Here is a 22,397-nt window from a genome sequence, read left to right on the forward strand (position 1 = left end):
ATCAGGGCTTGCGAGCGCGCAAGCGCTCGTGAAACCGGCCGCCCAGTGCGCCGCCCCAAGGCATGATGAGGCCGATCACCAGCAGCAGGATCAACAACGTGACCCCTTCGAACGGGCTGAAGAATTCAAGCACGGCGCAGCCCAGGGTCAACAGCAGCCCCAGGATGGTCAAGGCGTCTGGTTTGAGCACCGGGCAATCGCTACTCGCTACCGATGAATGCAGGAAACCGACCAGCCACAGGTAAAGCCAGCTGACTACGGATGCAATGAACAGCATCAGGAACCACAAATGATGGCTAAACATAGAAGTGTGCATGGTGGGCAGCCCTGCTCAAGTAGCGTGTCGCGTTAGCGCTGGTTTAAGCCATTGGAAGTGAAAGTTCCGTCAAAAAAACCTGACCTCGTGACTGGACTGCTTAAAATGTCGCTTCCCCATTTGGCGTCAAGGAACCCGACCATTGAAAGGCCCGCAGAACTCTCATGCCGAAGCGGTCTTGCTCGAGGCCAGGCAACTGGGCCGCGTCGATCTGCAGACTCAGGCCACCTTGCTGTCACCCACCGATTTTTCGCTGCGCGCGGGCGAACGCCTGGCGCTCATTGGTGCGTCGGGCTCGGGCAAGAGTGTCTTGCTGCGCACCCTCGCGTTGCTGGATGCGCCCAGCTCAGGTGAAGTGCTGTGGCGGGGCGAGGCGGTAGCAGCGCCGCTGATACCGCATTTTCGCTCCCGCGTTTGCTACCTGGCCCAACGTGCCGCATTGGTGGAGGGCAGTGTGATGGTCAACGTGCAACTGCCCTTCACGCTCAAGCACAACCGCCAGTACCGTTTCGATGCCGACACGGCGACGCGCCTCCTTACGCTGGCTGGCAAGCCGCGCAGCTTTCTCGACAAGGCCGGCACCGACCTGTCGGGTGGCGAGGCGCAGTTGGTCGCGCTGGTGCGGGCCCTGCTGCTGGCGCCACAGGTGATGCTACTCGACGAACCAACCTCGGCGCTCGACCCACAATCGGTGGCCGCCGTAGAGACGCTGGTCATGAACTGGCTCGACGAATCCCCCAACGATCGTGCATTCCTGTGGATCACCCACGACCATGCCCAAGCCCAGCGCACCAGTACGCGCACCTTGACGATGCACCAAGGCGCCTTGCAGCAATGAACTACCACAATCTTGCTTACACCGACGTAGCGATTGCCGCTGCGCTGATCCTGGTCAACGGCCTGGTGTCACTGCTACTGAAACTCCAGCTGGAACGCCAGTTGCTCTGGGCGTCGCTGCGCACCATCACCCAACTGTTGGCCATCGGCTACCTGCTTGGCTGGGTGTTCCAGCATGCCCAGTGGTACATCGTGCTGCCGCTGATGCTGAGCATGACGCTGATTGCCGGGTTCTCAGCAGCCGGCCGTGGCCAGCTTCGCCACCGTGGGCAGTTGGCTGACAGCGTGTTGTCGGTTGGGTTAAGTGCTTGGCTGGTCACGGCCATCGGCCTGTTCGTGGTGTTGCGCGTGCGCCCCTGGTACGAGCCGCAATACGCCATTCCCATTCTTGGCATGATCCTCGGCAATACCCTGACCGCCGTAGCCTTGGGCATCGACCGCATGACCCGTGAGCTGAGCGCCCAGCGGCCGGTGGTGGACATGATCCTGTCGCTCGGCGGCACGCGCTGGGAGGCGGCCCGTGCGGCGGCGAGCCAGGCACTGAAGGCCGGCATGATGCCGACGCTGAACCAGATGTCGGTGGTGGGCATCGTCAGCCTGCCGGGCATGATGACCGGCCAGATATTGGCCGGGCAGCAGCCTGGGGACGCGGTGCGTTACCAGATCGTCATCATGTTCCTGATCGCTGCAGCCTCGGCGCTGGGTACGGTCTGCGCCGTGTTGATGACCTTCAACCGGCTGTTTTCACCCGGCCACCAGTTCATGGCGCACAAGCTCGCTCGGCGCAGGCATCACTAAAGGCACATGGCCACCTCGTACATCCGCCCTAATGCCCTGCCCGCTCCTCGGCGCTATAGTCCGGCCATCCGCCACACCCCCAACGCCAAGGAAGCCCCCATGAAACCCGCCAAGCTCCTGCTGAGCGCCGCTGTATTGTTCGCCGTCGCCGGCTGCCAGACCATCAAGCCTTCCGAGCAGACCCTCAAGGAACGTGCCGAGTTCGCGCTCAATACCCCGGTCACCAAGGTCGCCAACGTGCGCAGCGACAGCACCCTCACCTACTACACCGCCACCACCGCCAAGGGCGAGTACAACTGCCAGATGCCCAGCGGGGCCATTGTCGCGGTGGGCAGCATGGGCCTCTATGAGCCGACCCCATCCTGCCTCAAGGAAGGCCAGGCGATCATCTTGCAGTGATGCCGCCTCTGCCCCCGGCGCCGCGTTGCATTTCCGGCGCCGCCGGCACCTCGCGCAATGCCCGCAGGGCCGTGCGCAACTCTGCCGGGCGCACCGGCTTGGACAAGATCGCGATATTGCGCCCATGCACGATTGCCTGAATCTTCTCAAGGTCATGCCCGGTCATGATCAGTGCCGGGACTTCATAGCCCCGTTGCGCCCGCAAGCTGTCGATGCAATCGACCCCGGTGGCCTCTTGGCCCAGGTCGTAGTCGGCGACGATCACGTCACATTCGCTGACCAGTCCCACGGGTGATCCATGCGCTTCGACTTCGCAGCCCCAGCGCTGCAGCAGCGCCGAGGTCGCACGCAGAACGTTGTGATCATCCTCGACCAGGCACACCTTCAGGCCACCGAGCATCGCGCCTTGCAGAACCTGCTGTTCGTTGCTGGCGGCCACTGGCTGTGCAGCCAGGCGCGGCAAGCCTTGCAGGCTGACTGCAGTGCCATGCCCGACGTGCGAACGCAGCTGTACCTGCAAGCCCATCAGATGGCCCAGACGCTTGACGATCGAAAGGCCCAGGCCAACCCCTTCGACATCCTTGTCACGTACCTGGCGCACCCGGTAGAACTCTTCAAAGACCAAGCCCTGATGCACCTCATCGATCCCGCGCCCCTGGTCATAGACGACGATCGCCAATGCTTCACCCACACGTCGCACGCCGATCAGCAGCGGCCGCTGGGCTGCGTACTTGAAGCTGTTGGAGAGCACGTTCTGCACCATGGTCGCGAGCATGCCACGGTCGGCACGCGTCCAGTAATCGCAAGGGCGCAAGCGCATCTCGACGCCCGCCCAGCGCGCCGCCTCGGCGTTCTGGCGCAGCAGTTCGGCGAGAAACTCATGCACCGAAAAAGTCTCGTACTTCGGTTGCACCCGGCCATTGTCCAGCGTGTACAGGTCGAGGATCGAGCGGAACAGCTGCGACACGTTGAGCAGCGAGCGGTCGATGCTGTCCACCAGGCGCCGCTCCTGTTCGGCCAGCGGCGCTTCACGCAGGCAGGCGGTGAACAGACCAATGGAGTGGATCGGTTGGCGCAGGTCATGGCTGGCCTGGGCCAGGAAGCGCGATTTTTCTTGGGTGGCGGCCATCACCAGTTCCGAGGCCTTGCGTGTGCGCTCCAGCAGCATATGGGCGTAGAGCGGGATGACCGTACTGGTGGTGAGCAGCATCAGCACCATGAACGGGTTGGCCTGCCAGTACGGGTTGAGCTGGTACACCGCGACCAGCGCGGTCAATGCCAGCACGGTCGCGATGGCCAGGTAGCGGGTACCGAAACGCATGCCGTTGCCGAGGTTGACCCAGACCATCACCGCATACAGCGGCAGCGCCGCTTCACCACCGAGCACCAGGCCGAAGCAGGTGCCGGTGTAATCATGCACGATGCCCAGCACCCGCCGCCACGGGTAGTGCCCTGGCCAGCGGGCAATGGCCTGGCGCAGGCCGATCGACAGCGCGATGAAACTGATGATGTAGTAGATCACCGGCAGGTAGCTTTCGATCGATTCACCCGGCAGGAAACCCAGCACGGTGATGTACACCAGCGCGAAACTGGCGACGATGACGCGCAGGTTGGCCTGGTCGAGTTCGTTGTTCTTGTTGTAGTCCATGGTCGACGTCCTTGTGCACGGGGTCGCATAAACGCCTTCGTGGCGCAGCGCTTGCCGTTCTCGCCTGCTAAGTTAGCATGGTCAGCAAAAGCGTCATTCACAGGGAGTGCCAGGACGTGACGTGCCGCATCATCGTGGCGGACGACCATCCACTGTTCAGGGAAGCGATGGTCAGGACCGTACAAAGGGTATTGCCCCAGGCGCAGCTCGAAGAAGCCGGCGACCTGCAGCAGGTGCTTTCGCTCGCCTGCCAAGGCGAGGCGCCGGACACCTTGATTCTCGACCTGCGCTTCCCGGGGCTGGACAGCCTCGAACAACTGGTCGAACTGCGCCAGCAATTGCGGCGCACCACCTTGATCATTGTGTCGATGGTCGACGACCCGACACTGATCGAACATGTCATGGCCGCCGGCGCGGATGGCTTCATCGGCAAAAGCATCGCCCCCGACGAGCTTGGCGCGGCGCTCCTGGCCATCCGGGAGGGTGAGGTGCTGGTGAAGTACAGCCCTTCGGGGTTATTGCCGAGCCTGGGCAGCGCCAGCGAGCTGGAACAGCTCACCCATCGCCAGCACGAGGTGCTGCGCCTGATCGCCCAAGGCAAGACCAACAAGGAAATTGCCCGCGCGCTGGACATCTCGCCGTTCACAGTGCGCATTCACGTGTCATCGTTGCTCAAGGCGCTCAATGTCACCTCGCGCACGGCGGCCGCAGTGAAGTACAGCGGCACTTGATACCGTTGGTCGCTGCCAGCCTGGTTTGAAGTGATCATGCGAGGGCGACCGGCACTCTCAATCCACGAGAGGTGGTCAATGGCATTGCCTCTCACTCCTGTGATTGGCCCATCCCTGGGGTGGGCCTTTTTTCCACCGAGCTGAGGGTAAAGTCATGAACAGAGGACTGCAGATGGGTGGGGGTAATGCCCAGGATGACTGGCCGGAACTGGACCCGGACCCACGCAATGATCAGGCGGATGACCCGGACGTGGATCCGGACCTGACGGATGATGATCAGAATCGACCCGGGGTGCCAGCCAGCGACCCCGAGTCAGGTGCATGAGGGATCAGCTGGTTACGCTGGAATCACTGACCGTGTGGCTGGGCCTGCTGCCCGATAGCCGCCAACTCACCGCGGTTATCCCGTAGCGCTCAGCCATCGGCCTGCTTACCTTCCTGATCTTTTCTCGCCCGAACTTGGGGATGATACCGATTCCCGCATCACAGCTTGCCCAGTGCCATGCCTCGGCGTTATCGATTTTATCGAGCCGAATAATGAAGCTGCGTGGCTGACCGTGCAGCAGGTAATCGATAATGTACAGCTCGGGACTAGGCATCACGCGGCCCTCCTCTTCTCCATGGATGACTATTCATTGAGTGATACCGTCCGGGAAAGATTCAAAAAAATTGTCGAACAATTCAAGGTACTGGCCCGGGCGCCATGGATGCGTCGCAGTTCTGCCAGGAGGTAGGCCCGCCAGCCACGCCGGCGGGCCTCAGCGAACGCGGCTACTGCTGCTGGCGGCCTCCGCCGTGGCTGTTCTGCCCGCCCTTGCGGCCGGCTTCCGAGGCCCGTTGGCGGTCATTGGCAAAATTGCCGCCTGAAGCCTGGCCGCCTTTGTGGCCGGCGCGGGACGCCCGCTCGCGGTCATTGGCGAAGTTGCCTGGGTTAGTTTCCTTGGTGCCGCCACGTTGTCCGGTCCGTTGTTGATCACCAGCCATGTCGTTTCTCCTTGCGATGCACAGGGGTTGGGCGCATGAAACGGTGCCATGCTTTGTTTCCGAACCGGCAATGGGCGGGTCTACTCACTTGAATTACGATCGGCTGACCGGCGGCGCGAAAGACTCGCTGTACAAATGCTTGTGCAGCGGGTGTTGGCCAGGCAATTTTTCGCGTGGGCAACGGTCACAATTGCAAGCAGCCCTATGTTGCAATGCCTCGCGGTAGAGCCGATGAACGGCCTATAATGCGCGTCCCGCGCCCGGCGATGCTTCAAAGGGTGAACTTCCAGGTCTGCACAAGGCATTTCAATGAAGTCGACCCCTGAGCAACCCGCATCGCCGCAAAATCCAGCCTTGAGCCCGAGCCATCTGGATTTCCCGGTGGTCGGCATAGGCGCCTCGGCTGGCGGGCTTGAAGCCATTCGCACGCTCTTCCAGCAAATGCCTGGCGACAGCGGCATGGCCTTCGTGGTGGTGCTGCACCTGTCGCCTGACCACCAGAGCGTGGCCGACCGGATCATCCAGGAAGCCACGCCAATGCCGGTGCGCCAGGTCACCGAGCCGGTGCCGATCGAGCGCAACCACGTCTATGTGATTTCCCCGGCCAACCGCCTGTCCACCAACGACGGTTACCTGCGCGTTACGCCGGCCAACCGCCGGCGCGGTGACCATGTGGCCATCGACCTGTTCTTCCGCGACCTGGCCGATGTGCACAAGGACCACGCGTTCTGTGTAGTGCTGTCGGGCACGGGCGCCGATGGCGCCGTCGGGCTTTCGCGCATCAAGGAACAGGGCGGTGTGACCCTGGTGCAGACGCCGGATGACGCCCAGTACGACAGCATGCCGCGGGCTGCCATTGAAACCGGCATGGTCGACCTGGTGCTGCCAGCAGCGGAGATACCGCAAAAGCTTCTGGAGTTGTGGCGCACGGCGCGGCAGGTGAAGCTGCCGGAGATCGAGGACGATACCCTGCCACCGGCGCTGGGCACCCGCGCCGGCGATGCCCAGGCCGCAGAGCCTCTGCTCGAAGAGATCTTGCTGCAGCTGCGCAGCGCCACCGGCCACGATTTCCAGCATTACAAGCGCGCGACCGTGCTGCGCCGCATCGAGCGCCGCCTGCATGTCACCGGGCAGACCGACCTCGGCGGTTACCTGCGTTATCTGGAGCAACACCGGGATGAAGCGACTGCGCTGCTGGGCGACATGCTGATTGGCGTGACCAATTTCTTCCGCGACCGCGAGGCCTTCGAAGCGCTGGAGCGCCATGTGCTGCCACCCCTGGTCAGCCAGGGCGAGGACAACGGCGAGATCCGCGTGTGGTCGGCGGGCTGTTCCACCGGCGAAGAAGCGTACAGCCTGGCCATGTTGGTCAGCGAGCAACTGGCGCTGGAGCAACGCGCCACACGGGTGCAGGTGTTCGCCACCGACCTGGACGAGCGCGCCATCGGCATCGCCCGCAGCGGCACGTATTCCGAGGCGATCGTCACCGATGTGCCGCCCAGCCGCCTGCGCCAGTTCTTCGTCAAGGAAGACCAGCATTACCGGGTGCGCAAGGAGGTCCGGGAGAAGGTCCTGTTTGCGCGCCACAACCTGCTTTCCGATCCGCCGTTCTCGCAGATCGACCTGATCGTCTGCCGCAACCTGCTGATCTACCTGGACCGCGAGGTACAGCAGGACATCCTGCAGATGTTCCATTTCGCCCTGCGCAGTGGCGGTTTTCTGTTTCTTGGCACCTCAGAATCGGCTGATGTGGCCAGTGAGCTGTTTGCACCGGTGGACAAGCGCAACCGGATCTTCCGTGCCCGCGATGTCAGCCCGGTCGCCCGCAGTTCAGGCCGGCAGCTGCCCGGCGCAGAGCTGCCCAGCCTGACCCAGGACCCGCAAGCGAAGGCCAAGTCCGGTCGCAAACCGTCCTATGCCGAAGTCCACTACCGCGCCTTGGCCCGGCGCACACCGCCGAGCCTGATCATCGACGGCGACGGCAATATCCTGCACATGAGCGAAGGTGTCGGCCGTTACCTGCAGCTGGCCGGTGGTGAGCCCAGCCGCAACCTGCTCAACCTGGTGCTGCCAAGCCTGCGCCTGGCCTTGCGCAGCACGCTGTTCCAGGCCCGACAGGGCAGCGAGGCAGTCACTTCGCGGCCGGTCGACCTCGGTGAAGGTGAGCACAACCATCAGGTCGAGATCACCGTGCAGCCTTACAAGGACGAGCTCAGCACCAGCGAATGCCTGCTGGTGGTCTTCGAAGAGCGGGCGCCCGACCCGTCGCTACCGCTGCCTGGGGTCATCCGCCAGACCGACAGCATGGTGCTGAACAACCTCGAGCGTGAGCTGCAGCGCACCCGCCTGCAATTGCAGGAAACCATCGAGCAATCGGAGGTCTCCAGCGAAGAGCTGACCGCCTCCAACGAAGAAATGCAGGCCATCAACGAAGAATTGCGCTCGGCCAGCGAAGAGTTGGAAACCAGCAAGGAAGAGCTGCAGTCGATCAACGAAGAGCTGCTCACCGTCAACTACGAGCTCAAGAACAAGGTCGAGGAGACTGACAAGGTCAACGACTACCTGAGCAACCTGATCGCCTCGACCGACATCGCCACGGTGTTCGTCGACCGCAACCTGCACATTCGCTGGTTCACCCCACGCGCCACCGACCTGTTCAACATGCTGCCGGTGGACACCGGCCGCTCGCTGCTGGACATCACCCACCGCCTCGATTACCCCCGCCTGGCCGATGACGCCCGCGCCGTGGCCAAAGGTGAAACCATCATCGAGCGCGAGATCGGCGGCGAGGCGGGCCACTGGTACCTGGCGCGCCTGCTGCCCTACCGCTCCAGCGAGCAGAAGATCGACGGCACGGTGCTGACGTTCATCGACATCAGCAAGAACCACGCCGCCGAAGAACGCGTACGCCTGGGCGAAGAGCGCCTGAGCAAGCAACTGGCCGAATCGCAGAGCTCAAGCCATATGAAGGACGAGTTCTTCGCGGTCATGTCCCACGAGCTCAAGCACCCGCTCAACCTGATTCAGCTCAATGCCGAGATTCTGCGTCGGCTGCCCACCCTCAAGGGCATCGGCGCTGCCAGCAAGGCCGTCGGTACCATCTGCGATGCCGTGTCCAGCCAGGCACGGATCATCGATGATTTACTGGATGTGGCGCGCATCCGCACCGGCAAGCTCAAGCTCAAGACCGAACCACTGGACCTCAGCGCCATCCTGCGGGGTATTCATGCCGTGGTGCTGGGCGAGCAGCACCCTTGCTCGGTGCGCTTGGAACTGCCTGCCGACGACCTGCCGCTGATGATCGAGGGCGACGCGACGCGCCTGGAGCAGATCATCTGGAATCTGCTGAACAATGCGCTGAAATTCAGCCCGTCAGGCGGCGACATTCGTTTGGTGCTGAGCCACGACGAGGCGCACGCACGGCTGCAGGTGATCGACCAGGGCGTGGGGCTGAGCCACGACAACCTGGAGCACATCTTCGACCTGTTCAGCCAGGCGGCGCCGCAGCTGGCCAGCCATGGCCGTGAAGGCCTCGGTATCGGCCTGTCACTGGTGCGTCAACTCGCCGAAGCCCATGGTGGCAGCGTCCAGGCAAGCTCACCCGGGCTCGGCAAGGGCTGCACCTTCACCGTCCGCCTGCCGTTGTGCGACCCCGGCCTGCAACTGCGTTCAGACGCCCCCGAGGCTTTCAGTGAGGGGCGGTTGCAAGGCACGACGATTTTGCTGGTCGACGACTCGGTCGAAGTCTTGGAGGTCATGCAGGAGTTGCTGGAGATGGAGAGCGCCGAAGTGGCAGCCTACAACGACCCGCTGAAGGCGTTGGACGCTGCAGCCAGCGGCCAGTACGACGTGATCATCTCTGACATCGGCATGCCGGTCATGGACGGCCACGCCCTGATCAGGGCGCTGCGCGGCCTCGCCCACCTGCGGCACACGCCAGCGATTGCCCTTACCGGCTATGGCGCCAGTGCCGACCAGTACAAGTCGCGGCAGGCCGGTTTCGATCGCCATCTGAACAAGCCAGTGGGATATGACGAACTGGTCGAGGCCATCGAGGCACTTATCGGCACGGTGCCCTACTGAGCCGCCCGTAAACAGGCTCAGCGCTCAGGCATGCACACTCCACTGGGTGGCGTCGGCCTCGATCGGCATCTCATCGATGGCATGAATGATGCCGCTGTCCAGCGCTTCCTTGGGCCCGAGTATTCGCGGGTAAGCCATCAGGTAGCGCGGCACATCCAGCACTTCGCTGCTGCCCTCGGTGCGCTCGGCGACGATTTGCGCATAGAGACGCAGGTCGTAATCCAGGCTCATGGCGTATTCGGCCATGCGCGAGTGGTCCACCGAGCCGTGCAGCGTCCAGTGGAACGGGTGGAACAGGAACTTGCTGTAGCTGCACGCCGTGCGATGCTCGCCCGCCAGGAACAGGATATTGCCCATCGACTCCACGGTGCCCAGGTTGTGCGTGTGCACGCTGATCGGCAGGGCGCGCAGGAAGTTGTACAGGGTAAAGCCGTAGCTGCACTCGCCGCCCATGGTGGCAATGTTCAACTGCAACACCTCGGCGCCTTGCTGCATGGCGCGCGAGCAGGTGTTGATCAGGTTGCCGCAGGTAGACGAATTGATCGGCCCGGTAAAGTGAATGATATGTCTGGCCATGTTTATCTCCGGTTGTGGCAGGTCAGGCACCGCCGAACGTCAGCGGCCGCCCGGTCCGGTTGGCCAGCCACTGACTGAAACGTTCGAATTTCTTGCCAACGGTCTCCTGCGCTGCATATCCGCTATGCGGTGGAATCGCTGGCGCCGGCAAAGTTCAACTCGGCGCCGCGATGTTGCCTTCGATCAACTGCGCTGAACCCTTGCCGCCCCACCCCGGTCGCAACTTCAAAGCGACATTCAACAGATCAGGCTATGAGGACGACAGCGTGAGCGATATCCGCATCGGCATTTCCGGATGGCGCTATGGGCCCTGGCGCAAGGACTTCTACCCCGAGGGCCTGCGCCAGAACAGCGAGTTGGCGTTCGCCTCGCGGGCGGTCAACAGCATCGAGATCAATGGCTCGTTCTACGCCCTGCAGACACCCGAACGCTATATGAACTGGCGCGACGAAACGCCCGACGACTTCATCTTTTCGGTAAAGGGCCCCCGTTTCATCACCCATGTGCGGCGCCTCAAGGACGTCGAAGAGCCTATCGCCAATTTCTTCGCTTCCGGGCCACTGCTGCTGGGTGACAAACTGGGCCCGTTCCTGTGGCAGTTTCCACCGAACATGAAGTTCGACGAAGAGCGCTTTCAACGTTTCTTCGAATTGCTGCCCAAGGACCGCAAGGCCGCACGCGACTGCGCCCAAGGTTGCTCGGAACGCCTCAAGGACAGCGGTGGTACCGCCATCAAAGGCAACGCACGGTTGCGCCATGCCGTTGAAGTCCGCCACGAAAGCTTCCTCTGCGAACGCTTCGTCAAACTGCTGCGCAAGCACCGCGTGGCCTTGGTGGTGGCAGACAGCGCTGGCAAGTGGCCCTATGTCGAGGATGTCACGGCCGATTTCGTCTACATGCGCCTGCACGGTGACGTCGAGCTCTACAGCAGCGGCTACACCGCCCGTGCCCTGCGCCGCTGGAAGCAGCGCATTCAGGCCTGGGCGGTGGGTAGCCAGGCCGACGATGCACAATTGATCGTGCCAGGGGCGCCGCCCCGGCGGGCGTCGCGCGATATCTATTGCTACTTCGACAATGATCAGAAAGTGCATGCGCCCTACGATGCGCGGCGGCTGCTGGAAAAGCTCAAGCTCGATTACCACCTGCTCACCGAACCGGGCGTGACACCTGAGGTGCAGTTGTGAACAAGACCCTGCCCTCGCCGCGCTGCATCATCGACAAGGTGACCGCGGTGCACCGTCTGAACGTACTGACCATCAACGTGCACAAGGGCTTTACCCTGTTCAACCGGCGCTTCATCCTCCCTGAACTGCGCGAAGCGGTACGCGCCACCAACGCCGACCTGGTATTCCTCCAGGAAGTGCACGGCAGCCACCAGCAGCACGCCTTGCGCCATCCGGCATGGCCGGAGGCGCCGCAATATGAGTTCCTCGCCGACAGCATGTGGCCGCAGTTCGCCTATGGCCGTAACGCGGTGTACCCCCACGGTGACCACGGTAATGCCTTGCTATCGAAATTCCCGATCGCCCAGCACGACAACCTGGATGTGTCGATCCACGGCAATGAACAGCGCGGCCTGTTGCACTGCCGCCTGGAAGTGCCGGGCCATGAGCAGGTTCACGCAGTCTGCGTGCACCTAGGGCTGCGTGAAGCGCACCGGCAGAGCCAGGTCCAGCTGCTGCTAGAACTGCTCGACAGCCTTCCGGCACACGCACCGGTGATTATCGCCGGCGACTTCAATGACTGGCGGCTGAAGGCCGATGCCGTGCTCTCCCGGCGCCTGGTCGAGGCCTTCGGCGAGCATTTCGGCAGCCCCGCGCGCAGCTTCCCAGCGCGCTTGCCGCTGCTGCGTCTGGACCGTATCTACCTGCGCAATGCCATGCCCGCCAAGGCTCAGGTGTTGTCCATGTACCCGTGGTCGCATCTGTCCGACCATGCCCCCCTTGCTGCGGAGATTAACCTGTGAAGCGACCCTGGGTAGACGGCAACCGTGTCGAACTGCTGATTAATGGCGAGCAGTATTACCCCCGGGTATTCGAGGCAATGGCCCAGGCCCGGGAAGAGATCCTGCTGGAAACCTTCATCATCTACGACGACAAGGTCGGTCAGCAGCTGCAGCGCGCGCTCATCGATGCCGCCCGGCGTGGCGTGCGGGTGGAAGTGGCAGTGGATGGCTACGGGACTGCCGACCTGCCCGACGGCTTTGTCTCGGCGCTGACCGATGCCGGGGTCAGTTTCCATGCTTTCGACCCGCAACCCAGGCTGGCCGGGATGCGCACCAACCTGTTCCGGCGCCTGCACCGCAAGATCGTGGTCATCGATGGCGAACGGGCTTTTATCGGCGGGATCAACTACAGCGCCGACCACCTGGGTGATTTCGGCCCCATGGCCAAGCAGGACTATGCCGTCGAGGTGACCGGGCCGGTGGTGGCACAGGTGCATGCTGCCAGCCGCCGGCTGATGGCCCCGGTGCTGGAACCGCCCAGCGAGATACGGCCTGTGACCGCCGCCACAGGCACCAGCAGCGCAGTGCTCGTGGAGCGTGACAACCGGTTGCGCCGCACTGATATCGAAGCCCATTACCTGCAGGCTCTGCGCACCGCGCAACAGCGGGTGGTGGTGGCCAACGCCTATTTCTTCCCGGGATACCGCCTGCTGCGTGAACTGCGCAACGCCGCGCGCCGCGGGGTTGAAGTCACCCTGATTCTCCAGGGCCAGCCAGACATGCGTTGGGTTCGTGCCCTGTCGCGTCTGCTCTATAACTACCTGCTGCGCGATGGCGTGCGCATTCTCGAGTATTGCCAACGGCCGTTGCACGGCAAGGTGGCACTGGTGGACGACGCGTGGGCCACGGTCGGCTCCAGCAACCTCGACCCCCTGAGCCTGTCGTTCAACCTGGAGGCCAACCTGTTCATACGTGACCCGGCGTTCAACAAACACCTGTACGAACACCTGCAAGCATTGGCAGACGAGCAATGCAAACCTGTAACGCTGGAACGCATGATCCGCGGCTATTGGTGGCGTGCACCCCTGATCTTCGCGTGCTTTCACGTGATACGGCATGTTCCGCAGATCGCCGGCTGGTTCCCCGCGCACCGGCAGCGCCTGCGTTCGGTGCAACCGGAGGTCGAGGCCCAGGGCGATCTACATGAGGGCAAGACCTGATGGCGCAAAAAACCTGGCAAGTCTGGGGCAAACGGCTGTTCACCGTGGCGTTCCTTATCCTCATCCCGCTGTTGCTGTATTTTCTGGCGCGCAATCTGGACTGGAATGAGGTGCGCCAGTCGCTATTGGCCTACAAACCAAGCACCCTAGCCATCGGTCTTGGCCTGGCACTGTGCAGCTACCTGATCTTCGCCAGCTACGACTTGCTGGCCCGCACCTATACGGGCCACCGCTTGCCCGCCCGGCAGGTCTTGCCAGTGGCATTCGTCTGTTATGCCTTCAACCTCAACTTCACCACCTGGGTGGGCGGCGTGGCCCTGCGTTACCGCCTGTACAGCCGCCTGGGCCTGGATACACCGACCATTACCCGCATTCTGACCCTGGGTCTGCTGACCAACTGGATGGGTTACATGCTGCTGGCCGGCAGTGTGTTCGCCCTGGGGCTGGTCGATCTGCCGCCGAACTGGGCGGTCGGGGCCACTGGCCTGCGGCTGATCGGCGTGCTGTTGCTGGCCATTGCGCTCGCTTACCTGCTGGCTTGCGGCCTGGCGAAAAAACGCACCTGGCGCTGGCGCGAGCATGAAGTCACCCTGCCCTCGCTGAGCCTGGCGCTGTGCCAAGTGGCATTGGGGGCAAGCAACTGGGCAGTAATGGCCTTGCTGATCTTCTGGCTGCTGCCTGGCGAGGCGTTCTACCCATCAATTCTCGGCATCTTGCTGATCAGCTGTGTGGCGGGGGTTGTTGCCCACATTCCGGCTGGCCTCGGGGTACTGGAAACGGTGTTTCTCGCCCTGCTTCACGGGCAGCTCGGCCAAGGCACGCTGGTGGCGGCGCTGCTGGGCTACCGGACGCTGTACTACTTGGTACCGCTGGTGGTCGCGGTACTCACCTACCTGATCCTGGAAAAACGCGCCCGGGCCATGCGCCGGCGCGACAAGCCGGCCTAGTTGGCCCGGGAGGTCATCATGCGCGTTCCTGCAATGATCATGTTGCTCGCTAGCCTGGCCAGTGGCGAAGCCTTGGCAGAGGCCTGCGATGTGATGACACGCTCATCCAGCGAGGCGGTAAAGCCGGTGGAGCAACGCACCTGCTATAGCTTCAGCAACATGCCCGCCGAAGCGATCAACTGGTCGTGCAGCAACGAGAGCAAGGACATGCTCAGCACTGAAAAACACAAAGTGGCGCGCTGCGCCGACGGCAGCGTGGGCAGCTGCATTGCTCCTTTAACGCAGGAAACGTTGGCCAATCCCAAGGCGGCCGGGCGGGACCAGCCTTCATCGAAGGCGGCCCTGCCCAAGGATGCCAGGGTAATCACCTACTACTACGACACCCCCAGCCTCGGCCAGGCCAGGGCCGATTGTGAACGCAACGAAGGCATTTGGCAGACGCATTGAATCAAGGCGAAATCGGGTCGCTGGCCGGGAAGGTCTCGTCCAGCGCGTTGTCCACCGCGCTTTCATTCGGTTGCACGGTGTCGCCACATTTGCAATCGGCCATGCGGCAGGGTTCGCCGTTGCGGTGCCCACTGGCGCAGGCTTCGCAGCAATAGGCCTTGCCGCCCTGCTGCACGGCGTTGGCATCGACTGTACAACTGCAATGGTTACAGGCACAACGTTGCTCGTTCATGGTGCACTCCCCTCGTCATCCTCGATGACGTCATCGGTCCACGGTTTACCGTCCAGCGGTGCTGAACGTGCCAGTTCTGCCTCGTCCAGGCCGTTGCCGCCGCCAATCTCGTCGGCGTCGACGTGGCGCAGGGTCTTGTCCGCTGGCCCGCCGTTGCCGCCAGGTTCATGCGGGTCGCGGGCGCCGGTTTCGTCCAGCAGGGTGTCGGGGCTTAGGTCATCGTAGGTCACGTTGTCTTCGTGCAGGCTGTCGCTCAGGGCCTCGCCGCCAGTCATGCCGCTCTCGGCAACCCGGCGCGCAGGAAATTCCTGTTCAACCTCTGCGGTCGGCCGCTCATCACCGGCGCGGCCTTCGCGGTCATCGTTGCGGTCGCTGAAATCCAGTTCACGGACACTGCCCATGCGGTCTTCGGTGTCGTCGATTTCAGTCGGTGTGTAGGGCTTGGGATCATCGGCTCGGCTCATTGGTGCTCTCCAACAGTGAAGTTACAGACGGTCGACTGCGCCAAGCTGCGGATGATTCAGAGTTTTTTTGAACTACCGTGCGGGCGGCCCCCTCCCAATTTACAGACAGTGAACCTCCGCGGAGCCCGCCATGGCCAAGCCCCTTGCAGAATACGAGCGCAAGCGCGACTTCAACGCCACACCCGAACCCAGTGGCAAGCGCGGCCGGGGCAAGGGCGCCCACGCCCTGCAATTCTGCATTCAGAAGCACGACGCCAGCCACCTGCATTACGACTTCCGCCTGGAACTCGATGGCACGCTGAAAAGCTGGGCGATCCCCAAAGGCCCCTCGCTTGACCCCAAGGTGAGGCGCCTGGCCGTTCATGTTGAAGACCACCCACTGGACTATGCCGACTTCGAGGGGCATATCCCCGAGGGCCACTATGGTGCCGGTGACGTGATCGTCTGGGACCGGGGTATCTGGGAGCCGGAGGGCGATGCCCATCAGGCTTACGCCAAGGGCAAATTGCGCTTTCGCCTGCAAGGCGAAAAGCTCAACGGCGTTTGGAACCTGTTTCGCACCCACCTGGCCGGCAAGAAAGAACAATGGATGCTGGTCAAGTCCCATGACGGCGAAGCGCGCAGCGAAGCCGAGTACAGCATCGTCGAAGCCCAGCCCGACAGCGTGCTCAGTGACCGCACGCTGCTGCCGCGCCAGGCGCCAGAAGCCAAGCGTTCACCTGCACGTCGCCGAGCCGTGAAAGCCGCGCTGCCTGAACAGCTGCAGCCGCAACTGGCCACACTGGTCGACTCCGCACCTAGCGGTGACTGGCGCTACGAAGTGAAATTCGATGGCTACCGCATTCTCGCCCGCCTCGAAGGTGACGATGTTCGTCTGTTTACCCGCAACGGCCATGACTGGAGCGCCAGAATGCCGGGGCAAGTCGCGGCGTTGCGGGCACTGGGCGTCGACTCGGCGTGGCTCGATGGCGAGATGGTGGTCAACGACGAAAGCGGCAAGGCCGACTTCCAGGCGCTGCAGAACGCCTTCGACACCGACCATGACGAACAGATTCGCTACTACCTCTTCGACCTCCCGTATCTGGGCGGCCGGGACCTGCGTCAGTTGCCGCTCCAGGAGCGCCGCGCTGCCTTGCGCCAACTGCTTGAACACAGCGAGTCGGAGGTACTCAGGTATTCCGAGGATTTCGACCAGCCCGTCGACTCGCTGCTCGACAGCGCCTGCCGCCTTGAGCTGGAAGGCCTGATCGGCAAACGGGCCGACAGCCCTTACGTGGGTCGACGCAGCGCAGACTGGGTAAAGCTCAAGTGCAAGCAACGCCAGGAGTTCGTGATCGTCGGTTTCACTGACCCCAAAGGCAGCCGCACCGGGTTCGGCGCCCTGCTGCTGGCTCTGCACGACCCTGACAGCGGCGCGTTACGTTATGCCGGCAAGGTCGGCACAGGCTTCAGCGCGGCCACGCTGGAAGGCATCCACGCCCGGCTCAAACCCCTGGAAATCGCCAAGCCCGCCCTGCCCAAGCCGCCCACCGGTGCCGAGGCCCGTGGCGTGCATTGGCTCAAGCCGCAGCTGCTGGCCGAGGTGGCCTACGCGCAGATGACCCGCGACGGCGTGGTGCGCCATTCGGTATTCCATGGGCTGCGCGACGACAAACCGGCCACCGCCATCGACCTGGAGCGCGCCATGCCCGGCAAATCCGTACCCAAAAACAAGCAAGCCGCCCTGCCGGACGACCTCGGCGAGCTGCGCCTGACCCACCCCGAGCGGGTGATCGATGCCAGTATCGGCGCCACCAAACGGCAAATCGCCGAGTACTACGCCGAAGTCAGCGAGTGGCTACTGCCGCAGCTCAAGGACCGCCCCGTGGCGCTGGTGCGCGCGCCTGACGGTTTGGCGGGTGAGCTGTTCTTCCAGAAGAACGCGGGGCAATTGCACATCCCCCATGTGCTCAGCTACGACAAGGCCGAAGCTGGCCAGGCCGCCATGGTCATCAACCGCCCCGATACGCTGCTGGGCGCCGTGCAGATGAACATGCTCGAGCTTCACACCTGGAACGCGACCGACAAGGACTTCGACAAGCCCGACCGCTTCGTCCTCGACCTTGACCCGGACCCCGCGCTGCCGTGGAAAGCCATGCTGGAAGCTACGCAGCTGGCCCTTACCCTGCTGGACGAACTGGGCCTGAAGGTGTTTCTCAAGACCAGCGGTGGCAAGGGCATGCACTTGGTCGTGCCGCTTACCCGGCGCGCCGGCTGGGACGAAGTGAAGGATTTCAGCCACGCCATCGTCGACTACCTGGCCAGGCTGTTCCCCGACCGCCTCAGCGCGGTATCCGGGCCCAAGAACCGGGTCGGCAAGATCTTCATCGACTACCTGCGCAACGGCAAAGGCGCCACTACGGTCTGTGCCTATTCCCTGCGCGCCCGCGAAGGCCTGCCGGTGTCGGTGCCGATCTGGCGCGAAGAACTGGCCCAGCTCAAAGGCGCCAACCAGTGGCATATCGGCAACGTGCGTGAGCGCCTGGCGGAAGTTGACGATCCCTGGGCCGAAATGGCCAAGACCCGCCAATCGATCACTGCAGGCATGCGCAAACAGATGGGGATGGCATGAGCATCATCCAGGATTTCGACCTCAACAACCTCGACCGGCTGCTGCGCACCTTTGGCGAGCGGCCGCAACCGTTGAACCTCGACACCCAGCTGCCACAGCTGATCCAGGCGCTCAAGGCAGACCACCTGGACCTGCTGCCACTGCCCGGGCAAGGCAACACTTTGCGCCGCTGGCAGACCCTGGCGCGGGTAGCGGGCTGCGACCTGGCGCTGGCCAAGCTGTACGAAGGCCATACCGACGCACTGGCGATCCTCGCAGAGTGCGGCGCGGCGCATCAGGTGGGTGACGGCACCTGGGGCGTCTGGGCCGCGGAACCGCCAGACGCCAGGGCGCGCATCGTCACCCGCGATGGTGACCAGGTGCAGCTGGCCGGGCGCAAGGCCTGGTGCTCCGGCGCATTGCAGATCGACCGGGCACTGATTACCGCCTGGACCGAAGATGACCAGCCGCAACTGGTGGCGATCGAGCTGGCACAGCCCAGCCAGGGTTTGAGCATCGACCGCTGGCAGGCCGTGGGCATGGCAACCACCGCGAGCATCGAGGTGCTGTTCGACAACACGCCCGGCATCGCCATCGGCCAGCCTGGCCAGTACCTGTCGCGCCCCGGCTTCTGGCACGGCGGCGCAGGCGTTGCCGCCTGCTGGTACGGCGCCGCCGAGGCCTTGGCCGATTATCTGCGGGCGCATTGTCGCAAGCCGCACCCGGATGCCCACGCCCAAGCCCACCTCGGCGCGGTGGACGCCGCCCTGTATGGCGCCCGCGCAGCCTTGCGCGAATGCGCGGCCTGGATAGACAGGCAGCCCGAAGCAGACGCCAGCTTCGAAGTGCGGCGTACCCGCGCCCAGGTCGAGCAGGCCGTGGAGCAGGTGATCAGCCACGTCGGCCGCGCGCTGGGCGCGACGCCGTTCTGCTGTAACAGCCACTTCGCCAGGCTCAGCGCCGACCTGCCGGTGTTCCTTCGCCAGAGCCATGCCGAGCGCGACCTGGCTGCACTGGGCGAACAACTGACACATGTGCCGGCAGGAGCCTGGACGCTATGAATGCAAACCTGATCGAGTCGAGCGAAGGCACCCCATGGGCCGAGTGGCAGCAGGCCGCGCATCTGGCCCGCGCCACCTGGATAACCCCGCAGCAGCTGTGCCCTCCCGGGCGCAGGCTGGTACTGGTCGCACCGCACCCGGATGATGAAATCCTCATGGCCGGCGGCTTGCTGACGCATTTTCGCGGTCGCGAACAAGACTTGGTGTTGATTTCCGCTACCGACGGCGAGGGTAGCCACCCAGGCTCCGAGCACTGGACCGAACATCGCCTGCGCCGGCAGCGCCCCTTGGAAAGCCGCCAGGCCCTGCAACAGCTCGATCTGGACCTCAACCGCCTGGACTGGCGCCGGCTGAACCTCAAGGACAGCACCTTGCCCCGCGAGGAAGCGTTCCTGGTCAATCACCTGACCCAGACGCTGCGCCCCGATGATGTGCTGATGGCCACCTGGCGCGGCGACGGCCACTGCGACCACGAAGCCGTCGGCAGGGCGGCTGCCCAGGCAGCCCTGGCGCGCAAGGCACAATTGATCGAAGTGCCGGTGTGGGCCTGGTATTGGGCGCAGCCAGACGACCCGCGCCTGCCCTGGCCTCGCGCCCACCGCATCGAACTGGACGAAGCGACCCTGGCGCGCAAGCGCAAGGCCCTGTCAGCCCATGCCAGCCAGCTGGCACCGGACGGCCCGCGCCCGCCGGTGCTGCCTGCCCGGTTGCTGGATTGCCTGATGCAACCTTTTGAACTGGTGTTCCTGTAAACGGAGTTGTCATGAGCCTTGATGCACAGTATTTCGCCAACCTTTATGCCAACAATGACGACCCATGGGCCTTTCGTACCCGCTGGTACGAAAAGCGCAAGCGAGAACTGGTCATGGCCAGCCTGCCACGCCAGTGCTACCAGCGGGTGTTCGAGCCTGCCTGCGCCAATGGTGAACTGAGCCTCCTGCTGGCGGATCGCTGCGCCGAGCTCCTATGCCAGGATCTCGACCCGACCGCCGTGGGCCTTGCTCGTGAGCGCCTGGCCGATGTGCCGAATGCTTCGATCGAGTTGGCCAAGTTGCCAGGTGATTGGCCGGGTGGGCGCTTCGACCTGATCGTGCTCAGTGAAGTGGGCTACTACCTCGACCCCACCGATTGGCTGCAGGTCATCGAACAGTCGGCCGCCAGCCTCACCTATGACGGCGGTCTGCTGGCCTGCCACTGGAAGCATCCGATTGCCGGCTGCCCACAGGATGGCCGTGAAGTGCACCAGTTGCTCGCCAAGCATCTGCCGCTGTTCGCGGTGTACCGGCACGAGGAAGCGGATTTTCTGCTCGAATACTGGTCCTGCCAGCCCAGCGTGGTCGACCTGGATGACACCTGCCTATGATCGGCGTGGTAATTCCCGCACACAACGAGGCCCGGCGCCTGGGGCGTTGCCTGAAAGCGATGGCAAGGGCCGTGGCGCTGGCCGAAGAGGCAGGGCACCGGGTCAAGGTGCTGGTTGTACTCGACCGCTGTGTCGACGGCAGCGCCCGGGTGACGGCGCGTTATGCTGTTGATGCATTGGTGGTAGACGCCGGTAGTGTCGGCATGGCGCGCCGCCTGGGAGCCGAATGGATGCTCGAGCGCGGCGCCAGCTGGCTGGCCTGCACCGACGCCGACAGCCAGGTGCCGGCGAACTGGCTGCTCTCGCAACTGGCGTGCACTGCGGAGGTGGTGTGCGGCACGGTGCATATCTCCCGCTGGCAGCCCTGGCAGCGGGCGGCGCTGCGCAAGCTGTACCTGAGCCGCTACGAAGCGCGCGAGGGTCATCGGCATATCCACGGGGCCAACCTGGGCGTGTGTGCCCGCGCCTATGAGCGGGTTGGCGGGTTCCAGCCGCTGGCAGCCCATGAAGATGTGCAGCTGGTGCGCGACCTTGAGGCCGATGGTGCACAGATCGTCTGGACTGCGAGGCACAGTGTGGCGACCAGCAGCAGGACGGACAGCCGGGCCCGGGAAGGGTTTGGCGACTACTTGGCGAGCCTGTAGCTGCCTGCTCTGGCCCTTTCACAGGCCCTTTCACAGGCCCTTACACAGGCCCTTACACAGACAGACCTGCGAAGGGCCGGAGCAGGATTCAAGATGCCTTGCGAGTACGCTTGGCCGGTTTCTTCTCGGGTGCGGCTTTCTTCGTTGCCTTGCCACCCAGGCTGCGCTTGAGCAGCTCGGTAAGGTCGATGATGTCTGCGCCCTTCTCGCTCGCACCGCCCTCGCCCTTCTCCACCACTGCAATCTTGCCCTTGCTGGCCTTCTCCTCTACCAGGTCCATGATGGTCTGGCGGAAGGCATCGTGATAGTCATCAGGCGTCCAAGGGCCGCTCATGTCTTCCACCAGCCGCTTGGCCATGTCCAGCTCACGCTTGTCGAGCTTGGTGTCGGTCACGCTCTTGTCCAGCTCCAATGTTTCCAACCCGCGAACCTCTTCAGGCCAGCGCAGGGTAATCATCACCAGCGCGTCATCAAGCGGTCGAAGCAGTGCCAGGTGTTGGCGTGTGTGGAGCACGACGGTGGCCAGCGCGACCTTGCCGGTGCTCTCCAACGTCTCTCGCAGTAGCGCGTAGACCTTGCCGCCGCGTTTGTCCGGGCTGAGGTAGTACGGGGTGTCGAAGTGTTGAAGGGGGATATCGCTTGCTTCAACGAACGAGAAGATATCGATGGTCTGCGTGGCTTCAGGGCGCGCTTTGCGAATCTCGTCCTCGCTGATCACGACGTAACGACCCTTTTCATACTCCACACCCTTGACGATGTTTTCCTTGTCGATGTCCTTGCCGGTCACCTTGTTCACCCGTTTATAGCCCACCGGTTCCATACTGCGTTTGTCGAGCCAGTCGAAATCGACACGCTCCGTACGCACTGCGGTGTTGAGGGAAACAGGGATGTGCACCAAGCCGAAGCTGATTGCACCTTTCCAGATAGCCCTGGCCATGAGTGACTCCTATCGTTGGCCACGCTGGCTGTAGCGCAGCGTGCCGCAGCGCTCGCAGCAATGGCATTGCAATTCATTGATTTCGACGTTTGGCATGGGGCGCCAGTGGCAACCACGCAGCAAGCAGATAAAGCTCATTTGTCACCTCCCTGCCCGAAATGCTGGGCCCTTATCT

At 63.4% G+C, this 22,397-nt stretch carries 25 protein-coding genes; 16 read left to right on the forward strand and 9 right to left on the reverse strand.

Going from position 1 to position 22,397, the window contains the following annotated elements; translation table 11 throughout:
- Position 1: 1 nt before the first annotated feature.
- A complete protein-coding gene (locus tag APH28_RS00275) occupies positions 2 to 316 on the reverse strand; it encodes a hypothetical protein (RefSeq protein ID WP_156340844.1) in 315 nt (104 codons plus the stop codon).
- A gap of 142 nt (positions 317 to 458) precedes the next feature.
- Here APH28_RS00275 and APH28_RS00280 point away from each other — a divergent pair, with 142 nt between their 5' ends.
- The 3 genes from APH28_RS00280 (at position 459) to APH28_RS00290 (ending at position 2,350) form a co-directional block, all read left to right on the forward strand.
- Entirely contained in the window at positions 459 to 1,154 is a 696-nt protein-coding gene (locus tag APH28_RS00280; RefSeq protein WP_060507035.1) for an ATP-binding cassette domain-containing protein, read from the forward strand.
- Positions 1,151 to 1,951 (forward strand): iron export ABC transporter permease subunit FetB, encoded by an 801-nt coding sequence (fetB, locus tag APH28_RS00285; protein WP_060507037.1) that lies wholly within the window; start codon positions 1,151 to 1,153, stop codon positions 1,949 to 1,951. Before APH28_RS00280 ends, fetB begins: the two co-directional genes overlap by 4 nt.
- Positions 1,952 to 2,050: 99 nt before the next feature.
- Positions 2,051 to 2,350: a hypothetical protein gene (locus tag APH28_RS00290; RefSeq protein WP_060507039.1), complete on the forward strand. Its 300-nt coding sequence runs from the start codon at positions 2,051 to 2,053 to the stop codon at positions 2,348 to 2,350.
- Here the strand turns inward: APH28_RS00290 and APH28_RS00295 are convergent.
- Entirely contained in the window at positions 2,337 to 3,998 is a 1,662-nt protein-coding gene (locus APH28_RS00295; RefSeq protein WP_060507041.1) for a hybrid sensor histidine kinase/response regulator, read from the reverse strand. The genes APH28_RS00290 and APH28_RS00295 overlap by 14 nt on opposite strands.
- Before the next feature lie 116 nt (positions 3,999 to 4,114).
- Here APH28_RS00295 and APH28_RS00300 point away from each other — a divergent pair, with 116 nt between their 5' ends.
- Positions 4,115 to 4,729 (forward strand): response regulator transcription factor, encoded by a 615-nt coding sequence (locus tag APH28_RS00300; protein ID WP_060507043.1) that lies wholly within the window; start codon positions 4,115 to 4,117, stop codon positions 4,727 to 4,729.
- A gap of 154 nt (positions 4,730 to 4,883) precedes the next feature.
- The gene (locus APH28_RS28520; RefSeq protein WP_156340845.1) at positions 4,884 to 5,054 is read left to right on the forward strand and encodes a hypothetical protein; all 171 of its coding nucleotides are present in this window, start codon (positions 4,884 to 4,886) and stop codon (positions 5,052 to 5,054) included.
- Positions 5,055 to 5,058: 4 nt separating this feature from the next.
- Here APH28_RS28520 and APH28_RS00305 read toward each other — a convergent pair whose 3' ends face one another.
- A complete protein-coding gene (locus tag APH28_RS00305) occupies positions 5,059 to 5,328 on the reverse strand; it encodes a DUF6555 family protein (RefSeq protein WP_060507045.1) in 270 nt (89 codons plus the stop codon).
- A 172-nt stretch (positions 5,329 to 5,500) separates the two neighbouring features.
- Positions 5,501 to 5,713: a general stress protein gene (locus tag APH28_RS00310; RefSeq protein WP_054884495.1), complete on the reverse strand. Its 213-nt coding sequence runs from the start codon at positions 5,711 to 5,713 to the stop codon at positions 5,501 to 5,503.
- Positions 5,714 to 6,022: 309 nt separating this feature from the next.
- Here APH28_RS00310 and APH28_RS00315 point away from each other — a divergent pair, with 309 nt between their 5' ends.
- Positions 6,023 to 9,796: a CheR family methyltransferase gene (locus APH28_RS00315; RefSeq protein WP_060507047.1), complete on the forward strand. Its 3,774-nt coding sequence runs from the start codon at positions 6,023 to 6,025 to the stop codon at positions 9,794 to 9,796.
- A 24-nt stretch (positions 9,797 to 9,820) separates the two neighbouring features.
- On the opposite strand, the gene APH28_RS00320 is transcribed toward APH28_RS00315, so the two are convergent.
- Positions 9,821 to 10,372 carry an ATP-dependent Clp protease proteolytic subunit gene (locus APH28_RS00320; RefSeq protein ID WP_060507050.1) on the reverse strand — a complete coding sequence of 184 codons (552 nt, stop codon included), beginning with the start codon at positions 10,370 to 10,372 and terminating at the stop codon, positions 9,821 to 9,823.
- A gap of 266 nt (positions 10,373 to 10,638) precedes the next feature.
- On the opposite strand from APH28_RS00320, the gene APH28_RS00325 reads away from it, so the two are divergent.
- The 5 genes from APH28_RS00325 to APH28_RS00345 are packed head-to-tail and all read left to right on the forward strand — an operon-like array spanning position 10,639 to position 14,931.
- A complete protein-coding gene (locus tag APH28_RS00325) occupies positions 10,639 to 11,556 on the forward strand; it encodes a DUF72 domain-containing protein (RefSeq protein ID WP_060507147.1) in 918 nt (305 codons plus the stop codon).
- Positions 11,553 to 12,338 carry an endonuclease/exonuclease/phosphatase family protein gene (locus APH28_RS00330; RefSeq protein ID WP_060507051.1) on the forward strand — a complete coding sequence of 262 codons (786 nt, stop codon included), beginning with the start codon at positions 11,553 to 11,555 and terminating at the stop codon, positions 12,336 to 12,338. The genes APH28_RS00325 and APH28_RS00330 overlap by 4 nt, the downstream gene beginning before the upstream one ends.
- On the forward strand, positions 12,335 to 13,537 hold the full coding sequence (gene clsB, locus APH28_RS00335; protein ID WP_060507054.1) for a cardiolipin synthase ClsB: 1,203 nt from the start codon (positions 12,335 to 12,337) through the stop codon (positions 13,535 to 13,537). Before APH28_RS00330 ends, clsB begins: the two co-directional genes overlap by 4 nt.
- Positions 13,537 to 14,484 carry a lysylphosphatidylglycerol synthase domain-containing protein gene (locus APH28_RS00340; RefSeq protein WP_060507055.1) on the forward strand — a complete coding sequence of 316 codons (948 nt, stop codon included), beginning with the start codon at positions 13,537 to 13,539 and terminating at the stop codon, positions 14,482 to 14,484. The genes clsB and APH28_RS00340 overlap by 1 nt, the downstream gene beginning before the upstream one ends.
- Before the next feature lie 18 nt (positions 14,485 to 14,502).
- Positions 14,503 to 14,931, forward strand: coding sequence for a hypothetical protein (locus APH28_RS00345; protein WP_060507057.1), 429 nt, complete (start codon positions 14,503 to 14,505; stop codon positions 14,929 to 14,931).
- A 1-nt stretch (position 14,932) separates the two neighbouring features.
- Here APH28_RS00345 and APH28_RS00350 read toward each other — a convergent pair whose 3' ends face one another.
- Both APH28_RS00350 and APH28_RS00355 read right to left on the reverse strand, forming a co-directional pair.
- A complete protein-coding gene (locus tag APH28_RS00350) occupies positions 14,933 to 15,163 on the reverse strand; it encodes a metallothionein (RefSeq protein ID WP_060507059.1) in 231 nt (76 codons plus the stop codon).
- Complete coding sequence (locus APH28_RS00355) at positions 15,160 to 15,627, reverse strand: hypothetical protein (protein WP_060507060.1); 468 nt, start codon at positions 15,625 to 15,627, stop codon at positions 15,160 to 15,162. Before APH28_RS00355 ends, APH28_RS00350 begins: the two co-directional genes overlap by 4 nt.
- Before the next feature lie 130 nt (positions 15,628 to 15,757).
- Between APH28_RS00355 and ligD the strand changes: the two genes are divergently transcribed.
- Genes ligD through APH28_RS00380 form a run of 5 tightly spaced genes read left to right on the forward strand, consistent with a single transcriptional unit; the run spans position 15,758 to position 21,285 of the window.
- On the forward strand, positions 15,758 to 18,238 hold the full coding sequence (gene ligD, locus APH28_RS00360; protein ID WP_060507061.1) for a DNA ligase D: 2,481 nt from the start codon (positions 15,758 to 15,760) through the stop codon (positions 18,236 to 18,238).
- Positions 18,235 to 19,278 (forward strand): acyl-CoA dehydrogenase family protein, encoded by a 1,044-nt coding sequence (locus APH28_RS00365; RefSeq protein WP_060507062.1) that lies wholly within the window; start codon positions 18,235 to 18,237, stop codon positions 19,276 to 19,278. Before ligD ends, APH28_RS00365 begins: the two co-directional genes overlap by 4 nt.
- On the forward strand, positions 19,275 to 20,030 hold the full coding sequence (locus APH28_RS00370; RefSeq protein WP_060507063.1) for a PIG-L deacetylase family protein: 756 nt from the start codon (positions 19,275 to 19,277) through the stop codon (positions 20,028 to 20,030). Before APH28_RS00365 ends, APH28_RS00370 begins: the two co-directional genes overlap by 4 nt.
- Positions 20,031 to 20,041: 11 nt before the next feature.
- Positions 20,042 to 20,641, forward strand: coding sequence for a bifunctional 2-polyprenyl-6-hydroxyphenol methylase/3-demethylubiquinol 3-O-methyltransferase UbiG (locus APH28_RS00375; RefSeq protein ID WP_060507064.1), 600 nt, complete (start codon positions 20,042 to 20,044; stop codon positions 20,639 to 20,641).
- Positions 20,638 to 21,285: a glycosyltransferase family 2 protein gene (locus APH28_RS00380; RefSeq protein ID WP_060507065.1), complete on the forward strand. Its 648-nt coding sequence runs from the start codon at positions 20,638 to 20,640 to the stop codon at positions 21,283 to 21,285. The genes APH28_RS00375 and APH28_RS00380 overlap by 4 nt, the downstream gene beginning before the upstream one ends.
- Before the next feature lie 88 nt (positions 21,286 to 21,373).
- Here APH28_RS00380 and APH28_RS00385 read toward each other — a convergent pair whose 3' ends face one another.
- Entirely contained in the window at positions 21,374 to 22,222 is an 849-nt protein-coding gene (locus APH28_RS00385) for a Ku protein (protein ID WP_060507066.1), read from the reverse strand.
- 9 nt (positions 22,223 to 22,231) lie between these two features.
- Positions 22,232 to 22,360, reverse strand: a complete 129-nt coding sequence (locus tag APH28_RS29330) for a PSPA7_2676 family Cys-rich small protein (RefSeq protein ID WP_305729005.1) — start codon at positions 22,358 to 22,360, stop codon at positions 22,232 to 22,234.
- Between the last annotated feature and the right edge of the window lie 37 nt (positions 22,361 to 22,397).

This window comes from Pseudomonas sp. NBRC 111124, assembly GCF_001320245.1.
Lineage (GTDB): Bacteria > Pseudomonadota > Gammaproteobacteria > Pseudomonadales > Pseudomonadaceae > Aquipseudomonas.